Origin of the sequence: Aureibaculum marinum, from assembly GCF_003813905.1 — a bacterium.
GTDB classification, from domain to species: domain Bacteria; phylum Bacteroidota; class Bacteroidia; order Flavobacteriales; family Flavobacteriaceae; genus Aureibaculum; species Aureibaculum marinum.
Map to the genome: position 1 here is coordinate 220,703 of NZ_RPFJ01000011.1, position 20,856 is coordinate 241,558.

16 protein-coding genes and 1 tRNA gene are annotated in these 20,856 nt (G+C 30.9%); 10 read left to right on the plus strand and 7 right to left on the minus strand.

The genetic code is table 11. The features are described 5' to 3' along the window. Window positions 1–26 precede the first annotated feature (26 nt). Window positions 27–869, minus strand: a complete 843-nt coding sequence (gene panC, locus EGM88_RS09510) for a pantoate--beta-alanine ligase (protein ID WP_123897899.1) — start codon at window positions 867–869, stop codon at window positions 27–29. A 198-nt stretch (window positions 870–1,067) separates the two neighbouring features. Here panC and EGM88_RS09515 point away from each other — a divergent pair, with 198 nt between their 5' ends. From EGM88_RS09515 to glmS, 3 genes are read left to right on the plus strand one after another with little or no spacing between them, the layout of a single operon-like run. Then, on the plus strand, window positions 1,068–1,874 hold the full coding sequence (locus EGM88_RS09515; protein ID WP_123897901.1) for a glycogen/starch synthase: 807 nt from the start codon (window positions 1,068–1,070) through the stop codon (window positions 1,872–1,874). A 26-nt stretch (window positions 1,875–1,900) separates the two neighbouring features. Continuing rightward, the gene (locus EGM88_RS09520; protein WP_123897903.1) at window positions 1,901–3,481 is read left to right on the plus strand and encodes a DUF4270 domain-containing protein; all 1,581 of its coding nucleotides are present in this window, start codon (window positions 1,901–1,903) and stop codon (window positions 3,479–3,481) included. A gap of 21 nt (window positions 3,482–3,502) precedes the next feature. After that, window positions 3,503–5,347 (plus strand): glutamine--fructose-6-phosphate transaminase (isomerizing), encoded by a 1,845-nt coding sequence (gene glmS / locus EGM88_RS09525; RefSeq protein WP_123897905.1) that lies wholly within the window; start codon window positions 3,503–3,505, stop codon window positions 5,345–5,347. A 58-nt stretch (window positions 5,348–5,405) separates the two neighbouring features. Here glmS and pth read toward each other — a convergent pair whose 3' ends face one another. From pth to EGM88_RS09555, 6 genes are all read right to left on the minus strand, one after another. Further along, window positions 5,406–6,032, minus strand: coding sequence for an aminoacyl-tRNA hydrolase (gene pth, locus EGM88_RS09530; protein ID WP_238988416.1), 627 nt, complete (start codon window positions 6,030–6,032; stop codon window positions 5,406–5,408). Between the two features lie 79 nt (window positions 6,033–6,111). Next, window positions 6,112–6,753 carry a 50S ribosomal protein L25/general stress protein Ctc gene (locus EGM88_RS09535; RefSeq protein WP_123897909.1) on the minus strand — a complete coding sequence of 214 codons (642 nt, stop codon included), beginning with the start codon at window positions 6,751–6,753 and terminating at the stop codon, window positions 6,112–6,114. Window positions 6,754–6,787: 34 nt separating this feature from the next. After that, on the minus strand, window positions 6,788–7,729 hold the full coding sequence (locus EGM88_RS09540) for a ribose-phosphate pyrophosphokinase (RefSeq protein ID WP_123897911.1): 942 nt from the start codon (window positions 7,727–7,729) through the stop codon (window positions 6,788–6,790). A gap of 75 nt (window positions 7,730–7,804) precedes the next feature. Further along, window positions 7,805–7,886: transfer RNA gene (locus tag EGM88_RS09545), tRNA-Leu, on the minus strand. Window positions 7,887–8,121: 235 nt separating this feature from the next. Beyond that, the gene (locus EGM88_RS09550; RefSeq protein WP_123897913.1) at window positions 8,122–8,433 is read right to left on the minus strand and encodes a hypothetical protein; all 312 of its coding nucleotides are present in this window, start codon (window positions 8,431–8,433) and stop codon (window positions 8,122–8,124) included. Window positions 8,434–8,598: 165 nt separating this feature from the next. Then, a complete protein-coding gene (locus EGM88_RS09555; RefSeq protein ID WP_123897915.1) occupies window positions 8,599–11,094 on the minus strand; it encodes a glycoside hydrolase family 9 protein in 2,496 nt (831 codons plus the stop codon). 215 nt (window positions 11,095–11,309) lie between these two features. On the opposite strand from EGM88_RS09555, the gene EGM88_RS09560 reads away from it, so the two are divergent. The 7 genes from EGM88_RS09560 (at window position 11,310) to pgi (ending at window position 20,803) form a co-directional block, all read left to right on the plus strand. Next, complete coding sequence (locus EGM88_RS09560; protein WP_123897917.1) at window positions 11,310–11,840, plus strand: inorganic diphosphatase; 531 nt, start codon at window positions 11,310–11,312, stop codon at window positions 11,838–11,840. Between the two features lie 123 nt (window positions 11,841–11,963). Next, on the plus strand, window positions 11,964–14,327 hold the full coding sequence (locus EGM88_RS09565; protein ID WP_123897919.1) for a sodium-translocating pyrophosphatase: 2,364 nt from the start codon (window positions 11,964–11,966) through the stop codon (window positions 14,325–14,327). A 127-nt stretch (window positions 14,328–14,454) separates the two neighbouring features. Then, window positions 14,455–15,732 (plus strand): tRNA lysidine(34) synthetase TilS, encoded by a 1,278-nt coding sequence (gene tilS, locus EGM88_RS09570; RefSeq protein ID WP_238988417.1) that lies wholly within the window; start codon window positions 14,455–14,457, stop codon window positions 15,730–15,732. A 92-nt stretch (window positions 15,733–15,824) separates the two neighbouring features. Next, the gene (locus EGM88_RS09575; RefSeq protein ID WP_123897921.1) at window positions 15,825–16,766 is read left to right on the plus strand and encodes a tryptophan 2,3-dioxygenase family protein; all 942 of its coding nucleotides are present in this window, start codon (window positions 15,825–15,827) and stop codon (window positions 16,764–16,766) included. 177 nt (window positions 16,767–16,943) lie between these two features. Then, window positions 16,944–17,723, plus strand: coding sequence for a DUF3108 domain-containing protein (locus EGM88_RS09580; protein WP_123897923.1), 780 nt, complete (start codon window positions 16,944–16,946; stop codon window positions 17,721–17,723). Window positions 17,724–17,789: 66 nt separating this feature from the next. Next, window positions 17,790–19,010: a M23 family metallopeptidase gene (locus tag EGM88_RS09585; protein ID WP_123897925.1), complete on the plus strand. Its 1,221-nt coding sequence runs from the start codon at window positions 17,790–17,792 to the stop codon at window positions 19,008–19,010. Between the two features lie 224 nt (window positions 19,011–19,234). Further along, the gene (pgi, locus tag EGM88_RS09590; protein ID WP_123897927.1) at window positions 19,235–20,803 is read left to right on the plus strand and encodes a glucose-6-phosphate isomerase; all 1,569 of its coding nucleotides are present in this window, start codon (window positions 19,235–19,237) and stop codon (window positions 20,801–20,803) included. Window positions 20,804–20,856: the final 53 nt, after the last annotated feature.

Below are 20,856 nucleotides of genomic sequence, written 5' to 3' on the forward strand. Positions count from 1 at the left end.
GTGCAATTTTTGGTTTGCAAAGGTAATTAATTTAGTGCTATATTATCAATTAATCTTACATTGTCAGCTAATACTGCAATAAAAGCTCTATAACGTGTGTTTTCTTTTTTATGTTTGGTGGGTTTTAATGTAGTTTCATCAGCAATTTCAAAGTATTCTAGGTCAAGAATTTCATTTTTGCTAAATTCTTTTTCTACCCAACTAATAATCTCATTTATGGGTTCTTTTTCAAATTTTTCTTTTGCTTTTTGTAATGTTTTGTAAATAAAGGGAGCTTCTTCTCTACTTTTTCCTATTAATCTTACATTTCTAGAGCTCATTGCAAGACCATCGTTTTCACGATATATATCGCATGGAACTATCTTAATAGGAAGTTCAAATTTTTCTACTACCTTTTTTATTATTTGTAATTGCTGAAAATCTTTTTCGCCAAAATAAGCTTTATCAGGAGATGTAATTTCAAAAAGTTTTTTCACAATAGTTCCAACGCCATCAAAATGTCCTTTTCTGTGCTTACCTTCCATTTCGTCTTCCAACCCATCAAAGACAAAAGATTCTGCTTTAATACGGTTGTCATAAATTTCATTAGCTTCTGGAGCAAATACCACATCGCAATTTACTTTTTCTAGAAGTTTTAAATCTTTAGTTAAATCTTTAGGATACTTTATTAAATCTTCTTGTTTATCAAACTGAGTAGGATTTACAAAGATGCTAACTATAACAATGTTGTTCTCTTTTTTTGCTCTTTTAATTAAGGATAAATGCCCATCATGTAATGCACCCATAGTGGGTACAAAGCCCACAGAATCTTGCTTATTTAATTTGTTTAAATATGCTTTTAGTGTTTCTTTTTTATAAAAAACTTCCATCAGTTTTATTGTTAATTATTGTTAAAAGGGTGTAAACTTAACATTTTCAGTATAAATCTAATCAAAAATTCGTAATTTTGCTTATTCTTAATTACAGACGGATTTTATGAAAGCCTATAATTAGGTGTTTAATAAAAAATGACCAATACCAACCTAAATGATATTTATAATTGAACAGGTCGGTGAAAATTTATTTAGATGAAAGATAAGAGAATATTGTATGTATCGTCTGAGGTGATACCTTATTTACCAGAAACTGATACAGCAAGCACTTCCTTTGAGTTGGCAAGACAAATGCACGGTAAAGGTGCTCAAATTAGAATTTTCATGCCAAGATTTGGTGTTATAAATGAAAGAAGACATCAATTGCATGAAGTAATACGATTATCAGGTATGAACCTTATCATTAATGATATGGACATGCCATTGATTATCAAAGTAGCTTCAATTCCAAAAGAAAGAATGCAGGTTTACTTTATTGATAATGATGAGTATTTTAAACGCAAAGCTGTGTATTCTGATGAAGACGGAAAGTTGTTTGAAGATAACGATGAAAGAGCAATCTTTTTTGCAAAAGGAGTAATAGAAACTGTAAAAAAGTTAAATTGGACTCCAGATATTATCCATGTACATGGTTGGATGGCGTCGTTATTGCCATTATATTTAAGAGAATACTATAAAAACGATCCTTTATATATCAATAGTAAAATAGTTACCTCTATTTATGATGGAGGTTTTAAAGGCACTATTGGAGATAAACTGGTTGACAAAATTAAATTTGATGGTATAAATGATGAAAAATTAACATCGCTTTCCTCTTCTAGCTATAATAATCTTCTAAAAATAGCCATTGAAAATTCTGATGGTGTTATTAAAGGTAGTGAAACTATTCCAGATGAACTATTAGAATTTGTTAATCAAAAAAATATACCACTACTAGAGCATCCATTAGAAGAAGGATTAACAGATATTTATTCCAACTTTTACCTTACCGAAGTTTTATAAAATAATATAAAAATAATTTTTTGTTTATGACTACAAAAATTGTGAACAGTATTAAATATATAATTATATTTTCTATTGTATTAATGAGTGTAATAGCTTGTGAAAAGGATTTTGAAAATATTGGAGTTGGTTTAGTCGATAATGATTTATTTGTACCAAAACAAGCTACTTTTGAGGTCGTTTCATATAACAAAAATGTTGATTCTTCTAGAATTTTTAGTAATAATCCTCATTTGTTAGGAGTTACAAAAGATAAAAATTTTGGACTTTTAAAGGCTTCTATAGTTGCTCAAGTAAATTTAGCTACTATTAATTTTACCGAAAATATGTCTATAGATGCCGTAATTTTAGACATTCCTTATTATTCTACTGCGTTAGAAAGTAATTCTGATGGAACACCAAATTTTCAACTCGATTCAATTATAGGTAATCAAGATTTAGAATTTGACTTAAAAGTATATAGAAATAACACGTATTTAAATTCATTAGATCCAGAAAATCCAGAGTTGAGTAAAAAATATTATTCAGATGAGACCTATAGTAAAGGAGAATTACTTTTTACTACAAGTGAATTTAAGCCAAATAAAAATGATACGGTTTATATTGTAGAAAGAAAGTTTTTAGATGGAGACCCTAGTACTGTTGATGATAGAGATACTATTAAACCTGCTACTGTAGCTCCATCTATAAAAATACCTTTGGATACTACTTTTTTTAGAACACATTTTATAGATCAACAAAATTCAGGTGCATTTGACTCTAACGATAATTTTATAAATTATTTTAGAGGTCTTATTATAGAAGCTGATGGTACTGATGGTTCTTTAATGACGCTTGCAATGTCTAATGCTACTATGACTTTTTATTATAGTAATATTGTTTTGACGAATGAATCTGAGTCTACTGGCGATTTAAATGGGGATGGAGATACTGACGATACTGATGTGCCTGTAAAAACCAAACAGACTGCAATTTTTTCTTTAAGTGGATTAAAAACAGGAATTTATACAAGAGATTATACTTTAGCAGAAGATAGTAATATTAATACTTATTTAAGTAATCCTGATACTATAAATGGTGAAGATAAATTATTTGTACAAGGAGCTGCTGGATCTGTAGCGGTAGTGGATTTATTGAAAGGAATTGGAGAAGAGCAGTTAGAAGAAATTAGAAGTGAAAACTGGCTTATAAATGATGCTAGTTTAACATTCTATGTAGAAAGTGATGTGGATACCATAATTCCTTACAAATTGTATTTGTATAATTATGATGAGCATACTCAAATTCTTGATGCTATGACAGAATTTCAATTAAATCAATTTAATGGAGTGTTGGAAAAGACCGAAGACAATAAACCTTTAAAATATAAGTTTACTATTACGGATTATATTTCAGAAGTTTTAAAATCGGACGATCCTTTAAGTTTTAATAAATTAGCAATAAAGGTTTATCATACTGGAGATGACCCTACTGCAGAGTCGGATACCAATATTAAAGATTACAGTTGGAATCCTAAAGGAGTTATTCTTAAAGGGAATAAATTAGCTAGTCCTACCGATGAAAAAAGGCTAAAACTTGAAATATTTTACACAGTTAATAACGAATAAGTTCATAAAAAAATAACGAAAATGTGTGGAATTACAGGTTATATAGGTTATAGGGATGCATACCCCATTATTATTAACGGTTTACAACGTTTAGAATATAGAGGTTACGATAGTGCTGGCCTAGTACTTTATGATGGCACTCAAATTAATTTAGCTAAAACTAAAGGTAAAGTAAGTGACCTTGTAGAAAAAGTTTCTAAAAAAGAAGGGAATTTAGGTATTGGACATACACGATGGGCAACACATGGTATACCTAATGATGTAAATTCACATCCTCATACTTCACAGTCAGGAAATTTGGTTATTGTACATAATGGTATTATTGAAAATTATGATACTATAAAAAAAGAATTAATCAATAGAGGATATACTTTTCAAAGTGATACCGATACTGAAGTGTTGGTTAATTTAATTGAAGAAGTACAGAAAAACAACGATGTAAAGCTTGGTAAAGCAGTTCAAATTGCTTTAAATGAGGTGGTTGGTGCATACGCTATAGCTGTATTTGATAAAAGAAAACCAAATGAAATTGTTGTGGCTCGTTTAGGAAGTCCTATAGCAATTGGTGTGGGTAAAGACAAAAAAGAGTTTTTTATCGCTTCCGATGCTTCACCATTTATTGAATACACCAAAGATGCTATTTATTTGGATGATGAAGAAATGGCTATCATAAGAGTAGGAAAAGATGTTAAAATTAGAAAAATAAATGACGATTCTTTAGTTGATGCCAATATTCAAGAGTTACAAATGAATCTTGAACAGATTGAAAAAGGAGGCTATGAGCATTTTATGCTAAAGGAGATTTATGAGCAACCTAGAGCTATTCAGGATACTTATAGAGGGCGTTTGTTAAGAGATGAGGCTATTATTAAGATGGCTGGTGTTGAAGATAATATGAAAAAGTTTTTAAATGCTGATCGTATTATTATTGTAGCTTGTGGTACTTCATGGCATGCCGGTTTAGTAGCAGAATATATTTTTGAAGAATTTTCTAGAATTCCTGTTGAGGTAGAATACGCCTCTGAATTTAGATATAGAAATCCTATAATAACAGAAAAAGACATTGTTATTGCAATTTCTCAATCTGGTGAAACGGCAGATACTTTAGCGGCAGTAAAATTAGCTAAAGAAAAAGGAGCCTTTGTATTTGGTGTTTGTAATGTAGTAGGGTCTTCTATTGCTAGAGAAACACATGCAGGTGCTTATACACATGCAGGTCCTGAAATTGGAGTTGCTTCTACAAAGGCATTTACTACTCAAATTACAGTGTTGTCTTTAATGGCTTTACGATTAGCAAGAGCAAAAGGTACAATGTCAAGTTCTGTTTTTAGAATGTATTTGCAAGAATTAGAACTTATTCCTCAAAAAGTTGAGCAGTTATTGAGTGTAAATGAACATGTAAAAGAAATTTCAAAAAAATATTTGCTTTCTACAAACTGTTTATATTTAGGCAGAGGATATAATTTCCCAGTGGCTTTAGAAGGAGCTTTAAAGCTAAAAGAAATCTCATATATACATGCAGAAGGTTATCCTGCAGCAGAAATGAAACACGGACCTATTGCATTAATCGATGATAGAATGCCTGTAATTGTTATTGCTACAAGCAAAGGGCATTATGAAAAAGTTGTAAGTAACATTCAGGAAATAAAATCGCGAAAAGGGAAAATTATTGCTATCGTTACGGAAGGAGATACTACGGTAAAAGAAATTGCGGATCATGTTATTGAAATTCCAGATTCTGAAGAAGCATTTTCACCATTATTAACTACTATTCCGTTACAACTTTTATCATATCATATTGCAGTAATGCGTAATTGTAATGTTGATCAGCCAAGAAACTTGGCAAAGTCGGTTACCGTGGAGTAATTAGATAAAATAACAGTAATATATAAACTCCAAGGAAATACCTATTTCTTTGGAGTTTTTATTTGCCATTAAATTCGCTCATGGTATTGTTTAGACCTGCTGTACCAAAAGATTTAATAAGGTCACATGATTTTTCTAATCTTTCTCCGAGTTTACTTTCTTCATCAGGGTTCCATTTGCCTAAAACATAATCTATTAATTTGCCTTTGCTAAACTGATCTCCAACACCAAATCTAAAGCGAGCGTAGTTTTGAGTATTTAATTGTAAGTTAATGTCTTTAAGTCCATTATGTCCACCAGCACTTCCTTTACCTTTTAGTCGAATGGTTCCGAATGAAATATTGATATCATCACAAACAATCAGTACATTTTCCAGAGCAATCTTTTCTTTCGTCATCCAGTATTTTACGGCTTTACCGCTCAAATTCATATAAGTTGACGGTTTTAATAGTATAAAAGTTCTTCCTTTAAATCTAAATTGGCTGATGGCTCCTAATTTTTTATTTTCGAAAGTGATATTTTCATTTGTGGCAAGTCTATCTAAAATTTTAAATCCGATGTTGTGTCGGGTATTATCATATTCTGAACCAATATTTCCTAGTCCTACAATTAAAAATTTTTTCATCTCAGGTATGGTGTTATTTTTTGTAGTAAAAAATGATTTTAAAAAGGATAGCAATCCCATTTTATTTGTTTTAGGCTGTAAAAATAAAAAAAGCCTCGCTATTGCGAGGCCTTTTTAACTTTATAGAAGTTTTTTGATATTAAGCTTCTCCTTCTGCAGTGGCTTCACCAGCTTCTGCAGTTGAACCTTCTTCACCTTCTTCACCTTCTTCATCATCAGCATCATCAACAATAGCAGCACGTGCATTTCTTACTTGCACTACAACCATATCTTCTGGGTGTAAAATGTCATATTCGTCACATAAAAGCGATTCAACAAATACTTTATCACCAATTTTAAGTTTTGAAATATCAATATTGATAAAATCAGGTAAATTAGCAGGAATTGCTTTAATTCTTAATCTACGATTTGGAAAACGCAATACACCACCATTTATTACACCTGGTGCATTACCTATTAATTTTACAGGAATATTTAACGATACAGGTTTGTCATCAAATAATTGATAAAAGTCGATATGTAAAATTCTATCAGTAACTGGGTGAAATTGAATGTCTTGTACGATTGCATTCAATTTTTCTCCACTTTCTAATTCAATCGTTGCAGTATATACGTTTGGAGTATATATTAAATGTCTGAACGCTAATTCATCTGCTGAAAAGTGAACAGGCTTTTCTCCTCCGTATAATACGCAAGGTACCTTTCCAGCATTACGTAAGGCTTTGGTAGCTACCTTGCCCACGATTTCTCTTTTGGATCCTTTGATTGTAATAGATTTCATTTTATTTATTTATGTTTAATTGTTTCAAATTTTTTTACATTAAAAATTGCCCACTAATCGATTTGTTGTTATGCACTTTGTGCATAATATCGGCAAATAAAGGGGCACAAGATACTACTTTTATCTTATCGATTTGTTTTTTTAATGGAATAGTGTTTGTAATTAAAAGTTCATCTAATTTTGAATTTTCAATACGTTCATAAGCCTCGCCCGATAATACTGGGTGAGTACAAATGGCACGAACACTTTTAGCTCCTCTTTCCATCATTAAATCTGCTGCTTTAGTAAGTGTTCCAGCTGTATCAATCATATCATCAACAAGAATTACATTTCTTCCTTCAACATTTCCAATTAATTCCATGTGAGATACAACATTGGCTTTTTTACGTTGTTTATAGCAGATAACTACTTCGCTCTTTAAATATTTAGAATAGGCGTAGGCTCTTTTAGAACCACCCATATCTGGAGAAGCTACGGTAATATCATCTAAATTCAGAGCTTTTATTGCAGGTAAAAATATAGTAGATGCAAACAAATGATCTACAGGTTTTTCAAAGAACCCTTGAATTTGATCTGCATGTAGGTCCATTGTAATAATACGAGTAGCTCCAGCTGTTTCTAATAATTTAGCAACTAATTTGGCAGCAATAGGGACTCTTGGTTTATCTTTTCTGTCTTGCCTTGCCCAACCAAAATAAGGCATAACAGCAGTTATATGTCTGGCAGACGCTCGCTTAGCTGCGTCTATCATCAATAACATTTCCATTAAGTTATCAGAATTGGGAAAAGTAGATCCAATAATAAATATTCTTCGTCCTCTTATTGATTCTTCAAATGAAACTTGAAACTCACCATCACTAAAAACATTTTTTTTAGATTTGCCTAGCTCACAACCATAAGACTCTGCAATTTCTTTAGCCAAATCAATAGATTGCGAACATGCAAAAAATTTAGGCTTAGGTATTCTTTGTTTCATTTTGAAATAGATATTAGACTTGAGATATTAGAAAATAATTCCTCATTGATAACTTCTCCCTCATAACTAAAAAAGTACCTTGGGTGGGAATCGAACCCACACTCCCGAAAGAACTGGATTTTGAATCCAGCGTGTCTACCAGTTCCACCACCAAGGCATTACTTACATATCTTCTTGGATACGAGGGTGCAAAATTAAAAAATATTTTGATTTTAAAGGCATTAAAAGATATATTTATTTTTTGAAAGAAATGGACGCTATTTTCAATGATTTTTAAGTGTGATTTAATACATGAAAATATATCTTTTTAAAAGTAAAACGTTGTATTACGTTTTTATAGGAATAAAATAAATAGGCTATAATAGGTGTAACGTATAAAATTTGAATATTTCTTAATTTAATGAAGTAATTTCAAATTTTTGTGGTTGTAATTCAGGAGAAATTTCAGGTGTAGGTATTGGTTGTTGTTGAGATTGTAATTCTTCCAATAAATTAGTAGCAAATGCATAATCAACTTTTCTAAATCTATTTGCAGCAAATGCGTTGTAGCCGCTTCTTGGACTTTTAACTTCTTTTAAAATTAAGCCTCCATCGTAAGGGTTAAATCCTGTAACAGTGTACATCTCATTTTCTTTTAAACCTCCCAGTCTGTACCATCTTCTTTTAGCATTTACACAAACTACAATTTCTCCTACTTTAAACATAATTTTCTGTTTTTTTAATTGGTTGCTTTCGTATTTAAAACAACTACTGAAACAAAAAACCTACCTTGATGCTTGTTAATTTTTCTTAATGAGCTGTAAGTGGTTAATTATCAGTGTAAAAAATGTGTCTTATTGTTTGAGATTTTAGTAAAGTTGTTTTATTTATTAATTATCAAGTAGGGTTTTCATGGAAATAAATTTGTATCCTCTGTTATTTAATTCGTTAATTAGATTATCTAATTTTAAATAAAACTTATCAGTTCTGTTTTTATCAGTTCCAATATGACTTAACAACATAAATCCATTTAGGTTTTTATTAGCTTCATAATTTAGAATAGAATTGTAAATGGTTTCAGAATCTTTATAATTTTTATCTTTTGGCAAGGTGTAGTCCGCATGTGAAAGGGTTCCAGGCGTATAATTAATTAGTGTTAATTTAAGTCTATTTGCCCATTGGGTAATGTATTCATCATTCCATTCGTATGGAGGTAAAAAGTATTTAGAGTCTTCTTTTTTTAAGCCAAATTTTTCCATTTCATGGTAGTTTGCATCCAAATCATTCTTGAACTCTTGAAAAGATACTAAGCGTTTTTTGTTTTTTGACCAATCGTTATACAGTAAATGTTTATCAGAGTGGGCTCCTAAGTAATGTCCATCAGCAATTGCTCGTTCAATAAAATTTTTAAACTTAGGGTTTCTATAAAAATCTCCAGTTAAGAAAAACGAAGCTTTTATATTGTGTTGATTTAAGGTGTTTAAAATAATTTCGGCACCATCAGCAAATTCATGCCCAGTAAATACTAAGCTTATGTATTTCTGTTTAGTGTCACCACGAATAATTGCTCCTGTTTTATCATAAGTTAATTGCCTTTTTTTGTGTCCATTTTTTCTGCTTTCATTTTCTAAACTTGATAGGTAATAGATTAGACTTGCAGTACCGTCCATAGTAGGTTCATTGGTAGAATAATCGCCAACATCATCATGATATACAACGTAATCAGATTGAAAATTAGCATGGGCATCTTTTTTATGCAATTCTAATCCAATAAGGTTGTTAAAAATAGATCCATAAACAGGGCCGTCTACTAATCCGCCATCCGTTTGATAGTTGTAAAGAAGGTTTAGTGAAGAATGTGGATCTTCTGGTGTATCTCCATAAGATGGTAACCCCACAATCATACTTGTACCCCATGGGTTGCAACCAAAAAGCCAATCGCGTAAAGCGGTTTCCATTTCTAAAAATTGATTGTCGTTAGTTAATTCTCTATACAATTTACATTGTGTAACGGCAGCAGTTACAAAATTATTAGAACACCAAACAAAAGGAATGCTTATTAAAAATGGATTATTATTACCTTTTTCTTGAAGTAACTCCAATCCTTTTTTGTAATAGTTAATTACTTCTTGTTTTTTGTGGTTTTTTATTGTTGAAGCTAATTCAAAATGTCCAACATTTAAAAAGGGGTAATATTGATAATGCCTAGCAGTATCTTTACCCATCCAAGGTGATATTTTTTCTTTTGCAGCATAATTAAGAGCTTGTTGTTTATAAATTTCTTTCTCGGTTAATTTATATAAAGAGGCAGCTGCAAGTTCCATATCGTCATGCCAATTTTCTTCTTCATAAAAATATGGAGCACCACCTGGAGCCGTCTGACTTACACCTGGATGTTTTTTTCCATATTGGAATGCATTTTCTGCTTTAGATGTTAAATCCTTAACATAGTTTGGATAAAAAGGCTTTAAAACATCTGCACCTAAAGCAAAAGCAGAGGCATATTTTCCGGTTGTAGAAGCTAAACCTGTAGATCGGTTTTTGTATTTTTTATAACCTTGTGGTTTTGGAGAAGCTAAGTATACTGGACGCCCTATATGTTTTGGATGATAAACAACGGAATCATGATTGGGTAACCGATAACCAGCATGGTCTCTGTCATCTGCAATTTGATTGTAAAATTCAGTTGGTGAAGGATTCATTTTTAAGAGCCAATCCATACCAAATTTAGCTTCATCTATAACGTCTGGTATTCCATTTGGACCAGGCAATCCATTGGCTTGATGAACATCTATAAATGCTTCGGGATTTTCACGATATGATAAAAGTAATTGAAATATCGCATTGGCTGATGTAGCAGTGTATTGTAAATAATCTGAAGCATCGTGCCAACCTCCAGTAACATCAATTCTCTGTCCTTCTTTATTGGGATTATAAACAATATAACCATCATTTACATGGCAAGAATCTGTTAAATAAGGATTATAGCCACAACGTTGTTGTCGCATATATTTTAATAAAAAATCTGCTGTTCCATCGTAAATATCATCATCAATTTTAAATATGGGAGATTTAGCATTGCCTGCAATAAGATAGTACTCTCCTTTTGTTTTAAAATCAGAAAAGTTTAGTCGATAAGACGAAGTAAAAGGTCCAAAAGCTCCTTTGGCAGTAATTTTATCAGAAGAGTAGATGGTTTTATCTGTTTTGGCATCAACTAAAGAAAATTTTTTTACCTCAATGTTGTCTTTAGAGCCTAAAACGGCCACCTTAATGGATTGAGGTAAATAGCCCAATTGGTTTATTCGAATCCAAGAGTTTTCTTTTTTATAAGTGAAATTTAGAAAAAGAAATGATAATAAAATGGTAAGTATTGTTTTTTTCATTCGGTATATGCTTTTGAAAGTATAAATATAACTAATGTTTATAATCAAAAATTATATGATTATAAAATAAGAGTGTATTTGTTATTATAACATTTTGAGGTTAAAATTATTTAATATTTAATAAAAATAAGAGTTCAAAAAAAAACCATACCCAGAAAAACAATAAACCACCTAACTTTTCCCTACTTTTGCAAAAATTAAAATAAAAAGAGAAAATGAGTTCAAAAAAGAAGAACATTACATTTGATGTATTAATAGAGATACCTAAAGGAAGTAGAAATAAGTACGAATATGATTTTGTCTTAAATAAAATTCGTTTTGATAGAACGTTATTTTCGTCAATGATGTATCCTGGTGATTATGGTTTTATTCCAGAAACATTAGCTTTAGATAAAGATCCATTAGATGTTTTGGTGATGACTACTGAACCTACATATCCAATGGTAGTTATGGAAGTAAAACCTATTGGTGTTTTCCATATGACTGATGAGAAAGGTCCTGATGAAAAAATTATTTGTGTACCAGTTTCGGATCCTATTTGGAGTAAGAATTCTGATATTTCAGAATTAAATCCTCATAGAATTAAAGAAATTGAACACTTTTTTCAGGTATATAAAGACTTAGAAAAAAAGAAAGTTGATGTTGGTGGTTGGGGAAATGCTGAAGAGGCTATAAAAATTTATAATGAATGTGTTCAGAGATATGAAAATAGTGAGCATAAAAAGAATAGAACTTTTACTATTTAGTACTTATAATCAGATTATCAAAGAATTAAACTACGTTATTTTATAACGTAGTTTTTTTTTATATATGCAGTTTTACTACTTTTGTAGATACTTGAATTATAAACTAACCTAATTTTAAAATTTATGGAATATATTGTAAAATTATTGCCTCTTTTTGGAGTGTTAGCTCTACTATTTGTTTTTTTTAAAAATGTCTGGGTATCTAAACAAGAAGTGGGTGATGTAAAAATGGCTAAAATAGCTAAAAATATTGCTGAAGGAGCTATGTCCTTTCTTAAGGCAGAATATAAAATTTTATCAGTTTTTGTTCTGGCTGTAGCAATACTTTTATTTTTTAAAGGAAGTAATGAAGTAGGATCAAATGGAATGGTAGCAGTTTCCTTTGTTGTTGGTGCTATATGCTCTGCTTTAGCAGGTTTTATTGGTATGAGAGTTGCTACCAAAGCAAATGTTAGAACAACGCAAGCAGCTAGAACTTCTTTAGGTAAAGCCTTAGAAGTTGCTTTTGCAGGTGGCTCGGTTATGGGCTTAGGTGTTGTTGGTTTGGGGGTTTTAGGTCTTAGTACATTGTTTGCAATTTATCAATATATTTGGCCTGGAGCTGAAAATTTAAGCTTGGTTTTAAATGTACTTTCCGGATTCTCTTTAGGAGCTTCTTCTATTGCATTATTTGCACGTGTTGGTGGAGGTATTTATACTAAAGCTGCTGATGTTGGTGCTGACCTTGTTGGAAAGGTTGAAGCAGGTATTCCAGAAGATCATCCATTAAATCCAGCTACTATCGCTGATAATGTTGGTGATAATGTTGGTGATGTTGCCGGGATGGGAGCCGATTTATTTGAATCTTATGTAGGTTCTATTATTGGTACAATGGTTTTGGGTGCATTTATTATTACTCCTGATTTTGGCGGTTTAGGTGCTGTTTATCTACCATTAGTATTAGCAGCAGTTGGTATTGTTATGTCAATTATTGGTACTTTTTTCGTGAGAGTAAGAGAAGGTGGTAATCCTCAAACAGCTTTAAATATTGGAGAATTTGGTTCTGCTGGTTTAATGGTGGTAGCATCATATTTTATTATTACAGCAATGGTTCCTGAGTCTATTGAAGGTTTACCAAGTGGTGCAATGGGTATTTTTTATGCTACATTGGCTGGTCTTATTGCTGGATTAGGTGTTGGTAAAATCACAGAATATTACACAGGTACAGGTACAAAACCTGTAAGTTCAATTGTAAGACAATCGGAAACAGGTTCTGCAACAAATATTATTGCTGGTTTAGGTGTTGGTATGATGTCTACAATGATTCCAATTTTATTAATTGCAGCAGCTATTTTAATTTCACATCATTTTGCGGGCTTATATGGTATTGCAATTGCAGCTGTAGGAATGCTGGCAAATACTGGAATTCAATTAGCTGTTGATGCTTACGGACCTATTTCTGATAATGCTGGTGGTATTGCTGAAATGGCAGAATTGCCAAGTGAAGTTCGTGAAAGAACTGATAAATTAGATGCTGTTGGTAATACAACTGCTGCAATAGGGAAAGGTTTTGCTATTGCTTCTGCTGCTTTAACGGCATTAGCTTTATTTTCTGCCTTTATGAAAGTTGCAAATGTATCTTCTATAGATGTTTCTAAGCCAAATGTAATGGCAGGCTTGTTGGTAGGTGCTATGTTACCCTTTGTGTTTTCTGCATTATCTATGAATGCTGTTGGTAGGGCTGCTATGTCAATGATTGAAGAAGTACGTAGGCAGTTTAGAGATATTCCACAATTAAAAGCTGCATTAGAAGTAATGAGAGCGGTTGATTCTGATATGTCTAAAGCAACCAAAGAGCAACGTGAAATATTTGATGCCGCAGACGGTTATGCAGAATATGACAAATGTGTAGATATCTCTACAAAAGCATCTATTAAAGAAATGGTATTGCCTGGTCTTTTAGCTATTGTAGTACCTGTTGCTGTTGGATTTATTGGTGGTGCCGAAATGTTAGGTGGGTTGTTAGCTGGAGTTACTTCTGCTGGAGTACTAATGGCAATTTTTCAATCTAATGCTGGTGGAGCTTGGGATAATGCTAAAAAAATGATTGAATCTGATGGTAGAAAAGGTACAGATGCCCATAAGGCAGCGGTTGTAGGTGATACTGTTGGTGATCCTTTTAAAGATACATCAGGTCCTTCTTTAAATATCTTATTAAAATTAATGTCAGTTGTGGCTTTAGTAATTGCTCCTAGTATTGCAATTTCAGATGATGCTGTTTCTGCTTATATTAACGATAACATACCAGCTCAACAAGAAACTGTAATTACAACAATTGATAATAATACTGAGGTAAATGAGGAGTTAAAGGTATTAGTAAAAAAAGAAAACGGTGAAAAAAATGCGACTGTTATAACTACAACAGAAGTTGATGGAATAACAGATGTAACTGTTGAAACCGTTGAAGGTGATGATGTTGATTTGTTAGTTGCCAATCACGAAGAATAATTTATAGAAAAGTTTCTCCATAAAAACCGTCTCAATATTGAGACGGTTTTTTTTGCTTAATAACTCTTATCTTTACCCTGTTTTGTTAACACAATTTTCTGAACATATTGCCACTAATTTTCCTTATTTGAAGGATAAAAAACTACTTGTTGCTATTTCTGGAGGAATAGATAGTGTGGTTCTTACAGAGCTTTTATATAAATTGGACTACAACATTTCATTAGCTCATTGTAATTTTCAATTAAGAGGTTTAGCATCTAATCAAGATGAGGCTTTTGTTAATGCCTTAGCAGGTAAATTACAACTCTCTATAGTTACTAAAAAGTTTAATACTAAAGCTTTTGCTAAGAAAGAAAAATTATCTATTCAATTGGCAGCTAGAGAACTAAGGTACAATTGGTTTGCGTTTCTATTACAAGAATATAAATTTGATTATTTATTAACCGCCCATCATGCTGATGATAATCTGGAAACTTTTTTAATTAATTTAAGCCGTGGTACGGGTTTAGACGGATTACTTGGTATTCCAGAACAGAATCAAAATAGTATAAGACCTTTACTTCCATTTAGTAGAAATCAAATTGAGCAATATGCCAAAGCAAACAATATAACTTGGCGTGAAGATTCTTCAAATTCGGAAACCAAATATATCAGAAATAAATTAAGACACGATGTTATTCCTGCATTAAAAGAAATAAATCCACAATTTTTAGAGGCCTTTTCAAATACCATCCTTAATCTTAAAGAAACACAGAAAATTGTAGCAAATTCTGTAAACACAATAAAGCAAAAGGTTATTGTTTCTGAAAAAAAAGGTATTGTTAAATTAGATATAGAAGCACTTTATAAAATACCACATTCAAACGCTTACCTCTATGAACTATTAAAAGAATATAACTTTACAGCATGGAACGATATTTATAAATTGTTAACAGCCCAATCAGGTAAATTTGTGCTAAGTAATACACATCGTATTTTAAAAGATAGAAAACATTTACTTGTTTCACCAATTGATTGTAATTCAGAGCCCAACTTTTATAGTGTTGATAGTCTTCAAAAGAGCATTCGAACAGATTCATTTGAATTTAGTGTTACACCCGTGTCATCGTATTCTACAAAAATTAATTCGAATATGGTTTTTATTGATTCGGATAAAATCAATTGGCCTTTAACTATAAGAAAGTGGCAAGAAGGAGATTATTTTTATCCTTTCGGAATGCAAGGCAAAAAAAAACTGAGCAAGTTCTTTAAAGATAAAAAACTTTCTGTAATAGAAAAAGAAAATTGTTGGGTATTAACTTCTGATGCTGCTATTGTTTGGGTTATTGGATATCGATTAGATGAAAGGTTCAAAATTTCTGAAAGTACAACATCAATTTTACAACTTAAAATAAGTGAAAAATAAACGAATAGAATATGTTTAAGGGCAAATAGCTTTTGCCTAAATTGCCTAAAGGATACATCTATTTAATAAATTTGTAAGACAAATAATAAGGTATGAATAAAGATATTGAACAGCGGATAAAACTTTTAAAGAAAAAGTATGATGCTATTGATCAAGATTTAGAAACACAATTAGATGGTTTGTTGTACAGTAAACCAATTACGTATTGGGATTATATTCAAACGGATACATTGCTAAATTTACAAGTGCAACGTACTGGGTTTAAAGATGAAATGGTATTTATTATGTATCATCAAATTAATGAACTCCTTTTTAAAATGATACGTTGGGAAATTGACCAAATAGCTCACCATAAAAACTTAACTACTAAGTTTTTTTCAGAAAGATTAATGAGAATTAGTAGGTATTTTGATATGCTTACAGCATCTTTTACTATTATGGGAGAAGGTATGGAACGTGAACAATACACTAAGTTTAGAGATACCTTAACTCCAGCAAGTGGATTCCAAAGTGCTCAGTATCGGTTAATAGAATTTTGTAGTACAGAATTAATTAATTTGATAGATTATAGATTTCGAGCAAAAATAGATAGAAATACATCTTTTGAACATGCTTTTGAGCATTTGTATTGGCAGGCTGCAGGAAAGGATTATAAAACTGGCGAAAAATCTTTTTTATTGAAAAAGTTTGAAGAGAAATACAAAGCTCAGTTTATAAATACAATGAAAGAATATAATACTATAAACTTATGGTCAAAATTTAAATCGTTACCTGCTAATGATAAAGAGAATATAGAATTGGTTAACGCTATGCGTCATTTAGATTATACGATAAACATTCAATGGGTAATGGCTCATTACAACACTGCAGGAAAATACATTGGTCAACAAGATGAAGCTACAGGAGGAAGCGATTGGCGTAAGTATATGCATCCAAAATACCAAAAAAGGATATTTTTTCCAGATTTGTGGAGCAAAGAAGAATTTGATAATTGGGGCGTAACTAATTTAGAAAAATATAAAATATTGACTTAATTTATCTTCTTTGGTAGTTTAAAAGACAACAGGTATTGTATATTTATCAAAATAATTATTCAGAAAAAATACGATAGAATTATAAAGTAATTTTAACCATCTAAAAAATAAACCTTTTTTTAAAGGCTTATTTTTTTGGAACAGTATTTGTATTTTTAAATTACAAATCAATTAATTATGCGTAAAAAAGTACTATTTTTTTTAATTGTTTGTTCTGTTTTTGTTGGGCATTCACAAAAGGTGAAATCAGCCTTTAAAACTGGCGAGTTTTTAAAATATAGAATTAGTTATAGCAATTGGTTTAATGCAGGTACTGCAACGTTAGAAGTTAAAGAAACTTCTAATAATGGTAAGTCCGCTTTTCATGTTTTAGGATATGGAAAAACTACAGGTGTTACAAGTTGGTTTTTTAAAGTAGAAGATGATTATCAAACCTATTTTTATAAAAACAACTTACTTCCTTATCGTTTTATTAGAAAAATTAATGAAGGTGGTTATACCAAAGATAAAGAAATTCATTTTCATCAAAATAGTAACAAAGCAACAGTAAAAAGCTTTAAAAAAAATACAGAAGAAATATACAGTACACATAACAACGTACAAGACATGCTTTCTACATTGTATTATCTTAGAAGTCAGGATTTTTCAAAAATGAAACCTGGAGATGAGGTTGTTTTAACAATGTTTTTTGACGAAAAAAATTACCCTTTTAAATTGCGTTTTTTAGGTACTGAAACTATTAAAACTAAATTTGGTAAAGTGGCTAGTGCAAAATTTAGACCATTGGTACAAGCCGGACGAGTTTTTAAAGCCAAAGAAAGTATTACAGTTTGGGTAAGTAATGACCAAAATAAAATTCCTTTACGTATAAAAGCAGATTTAGCTGTGGGTTCGTTAAGGGCTGACTTAGACCAATATAAAGGGTTGGCAAATCCGTTTCCAATGATTTTTGATTAAATACTTTATGGATTGTTTTTAAAATAGTAGATTTGTGCAATTCTAAAAAAAGTCCTCTAAATTCAAGTGAAAAAAATAATTTTTCTCCTCTTTTTAATCATTTTCTTTTCTTGTAAAAAAGAAACTTCTACCGATGAACCCCTCCAAGAAAAGGAAGAAGCACCAGAGCTTATTCAAAAATTTGGATATACTCTAGATGATTATAAGGTAATTGAAGATACTATTAGAAATGGAGACAGCTTTGGCGAAATTTTAAATAAACATCATGTAGATTATGCTGAAGTATATAACATCGTAGAAACTGTTAAAGATACTTTTGATGTTGCTAAGCTAATTGTAGGAAAACCGTATGTGATTTTGGCAAAAAAAGATACCACTGAAAAAGCACAAGTGTTTGTCTATCAGCCTAGAATAACAGAATATGTCGTAGTCGATTTTAAAGATACTATTTCGTATAGGTTTGAAAAAAAGAAAATTAAAACTGTTGTAAAAACAGCTACTGGAAATATTACATCTTCACTTTCTGAAGCCTTAGATGAGAAAGGATTAGACTATGCATTAGTTAATGAAATGTCAGATATTTATGCATGGACAGTAGATTTTTTTCACCTTCAAAAAAATGATAAGTTTAAGGTAATTTACGAAGAAAAGTTTGTTGATGATACAATTTATGCAGGGTTAGGAGAAATTAAAGCGGCTTATTTTGAACATAAAAATCAACCGTTTTATGCTTTTAATTTTATTACAGATTCTACAAAAAATATTTCAGATTATTACGATGAAACAGCCAATTCATTGAGAAGACAATTTTTAAAGGCTCCATTGAAATATAGCAGAATTAGTTCTCGATATAATTTAAGAAGATTTATTAAATATTATGGTAGGATAAAACCGCATAGAGGTACTGATTTTGCGGCAAAAATAGGAACACCTATAATGAGTACTGCAAATGGTACTGTCATAGAATCTGCTCGAAGAGGAGGAAATGGTAATTATGTTAAAATTAGACATAACTCTGTTTATTCTACACAATATTTGCACATGAGTAAACGTGCGGTAAAAAAAGGAGATTTTGTTAAACAAGGTGATGTAATAGGATATGTAGGAATGACAGGAAATACATCTGGACCTCACGTTTGTTATCGCTTTTGGAAAAATGGAGTTCAAGTTGATCCTTTAAAAGAAAAGCTACCTTCTGCTGAACCTATTGCAGATAGTTTAAAAACAAGTTATTTGTCTTTTATTAAACCTTACCAACAAAAATTAGACAGTCTAATTATTGAATAACAATAGGATTGCATATTAGTTTATTAAAAGTAATCAAGTTTAATAGTACTTATAAGCCTTTTCTTTACTTGTATAAGTTTACTTCTCAATAATGTTTATTGTAATACATAAATGATGAAAATTTGTGTAATCCATGTTCGTTTTCATTACTTTTGTACCAGCTAAATTAAACTTAACTAAATAGAATAAGTTTAAAACAGTTTAATTTCTAAACTTAGATAAAAATGGCACTTAAAAATCAAAATCCAACCACCACCAACGCTTGGAAAAACTTACAAGAATCATATCAAAAAAATAAAAATGTTGATATGAAAAAGCTTTTTTTACAAGATGTTAATAGAAAAGAAAAATATACGCTAAAGCTAGATAGCTTTACCGTAGACTATTCAAAGAACAGAATTAATGACGAGACTTTTGATTATCTGTTGGCACTAGCTGATGAAGTTGATTTAAAAGACGGAATTGAAAAAATGTTTACTGGAGACATTATAAATGTTACTGAGAATAGAGCTGTTTTACATATAGCTTTACGTAATAAATCCAATAGTCCTGTTTTTGTGGCAGAAAATAATGTAATGGATGAGGTTAATGATACACTTCAAAAAATGAAAACTTTTTCTGAGAAAGTTATTTCTGGAAATCATAAAGGTTATACTGGTAAGGCTATTACAGATGTTGTAAATATAGGTATAGGCGGTTCTGATTTAGGACCAAGAATGGTAGTTGACGCTTTACAATATTATAAAAATCATTTAAAATCACATTTTATTTCTAATATAGATGGTGACCATGTTATGGAAACCATAAAAGAACTGAATCCCGAAACTACACTTTTTGTAATTGTTTCTAAAACATTTACTACCCAAGAAACTTTGACAAATGCAGAAACCATAAAAAAATGGTTTTTATCAAAAGGGGCTACCCAACAAGATATTCAGCACAACTTTGTAGCGGTATCTACTAATTTAGAAAAAGTTGCTGAGTTTGGTATCGCTGCTAATAATATCTTTACTATGTGGGATTGGGTTGGAGGCCGATACTCATTATGGAGTGCCGTAGGATTATCTATTTGTTTAGCCTTAGGTTATGATAATTTTGATCAATTGTTAACTGGTGCTTATGAGATGGATCAGCATTTTAGAACAGCCTCTTTTAATCAAAATATACCAATAGTATTAGCATTAATTAGTATTTGGTATAATAACTTTTTTGAAACAGATGCTGAAGTAGTTATTCCTTATTCTCAATATTTAACTCAATTTGTACCTTATTTACAGCAAGGATCAATGGAAAGTAATGGAAAATCCGTTGACCGTGATGGAAATCCTGTCAATTATCAAACAGGAAATATAATTTGGGGAAATACAGGAACTAATGTGCAACATGCTTTTATGCAATTGGTACACCAAGGTACAAAGTTAATTCCTGTTGATTTTATAGGATTTAAGCAATCGTTATATGGAAATGAAGATCATCATAATAAATTGATGGCAAACTTCTATGCACAAGCAGAAGCATTGTATCAAGGAAAAACAAAAGAAGAAGTACATTTAGAATTAAAAACTGCTGGTCAACAAGATAAAATAGCCAAATTATTGCCCTTTAAAATATTTGAGGGGAATAAACCCTCAAATACATTGGTAATGGATAAACTTTCTCCAAAAAATTTAGGGAAACTTATTGCTACTTATGAGCACAAAACTTTTGTACAAGGCTACATTTGGAATATTTATAGTTTTGACCAATTTGGTGTTGAATTAGGAAAAGAATTAGCAAAAAAGTTTTTAGCGTAAAACAATAATTGCCACATTTTAAATGTAAGCAATAATTTAATAATTGAACTTCA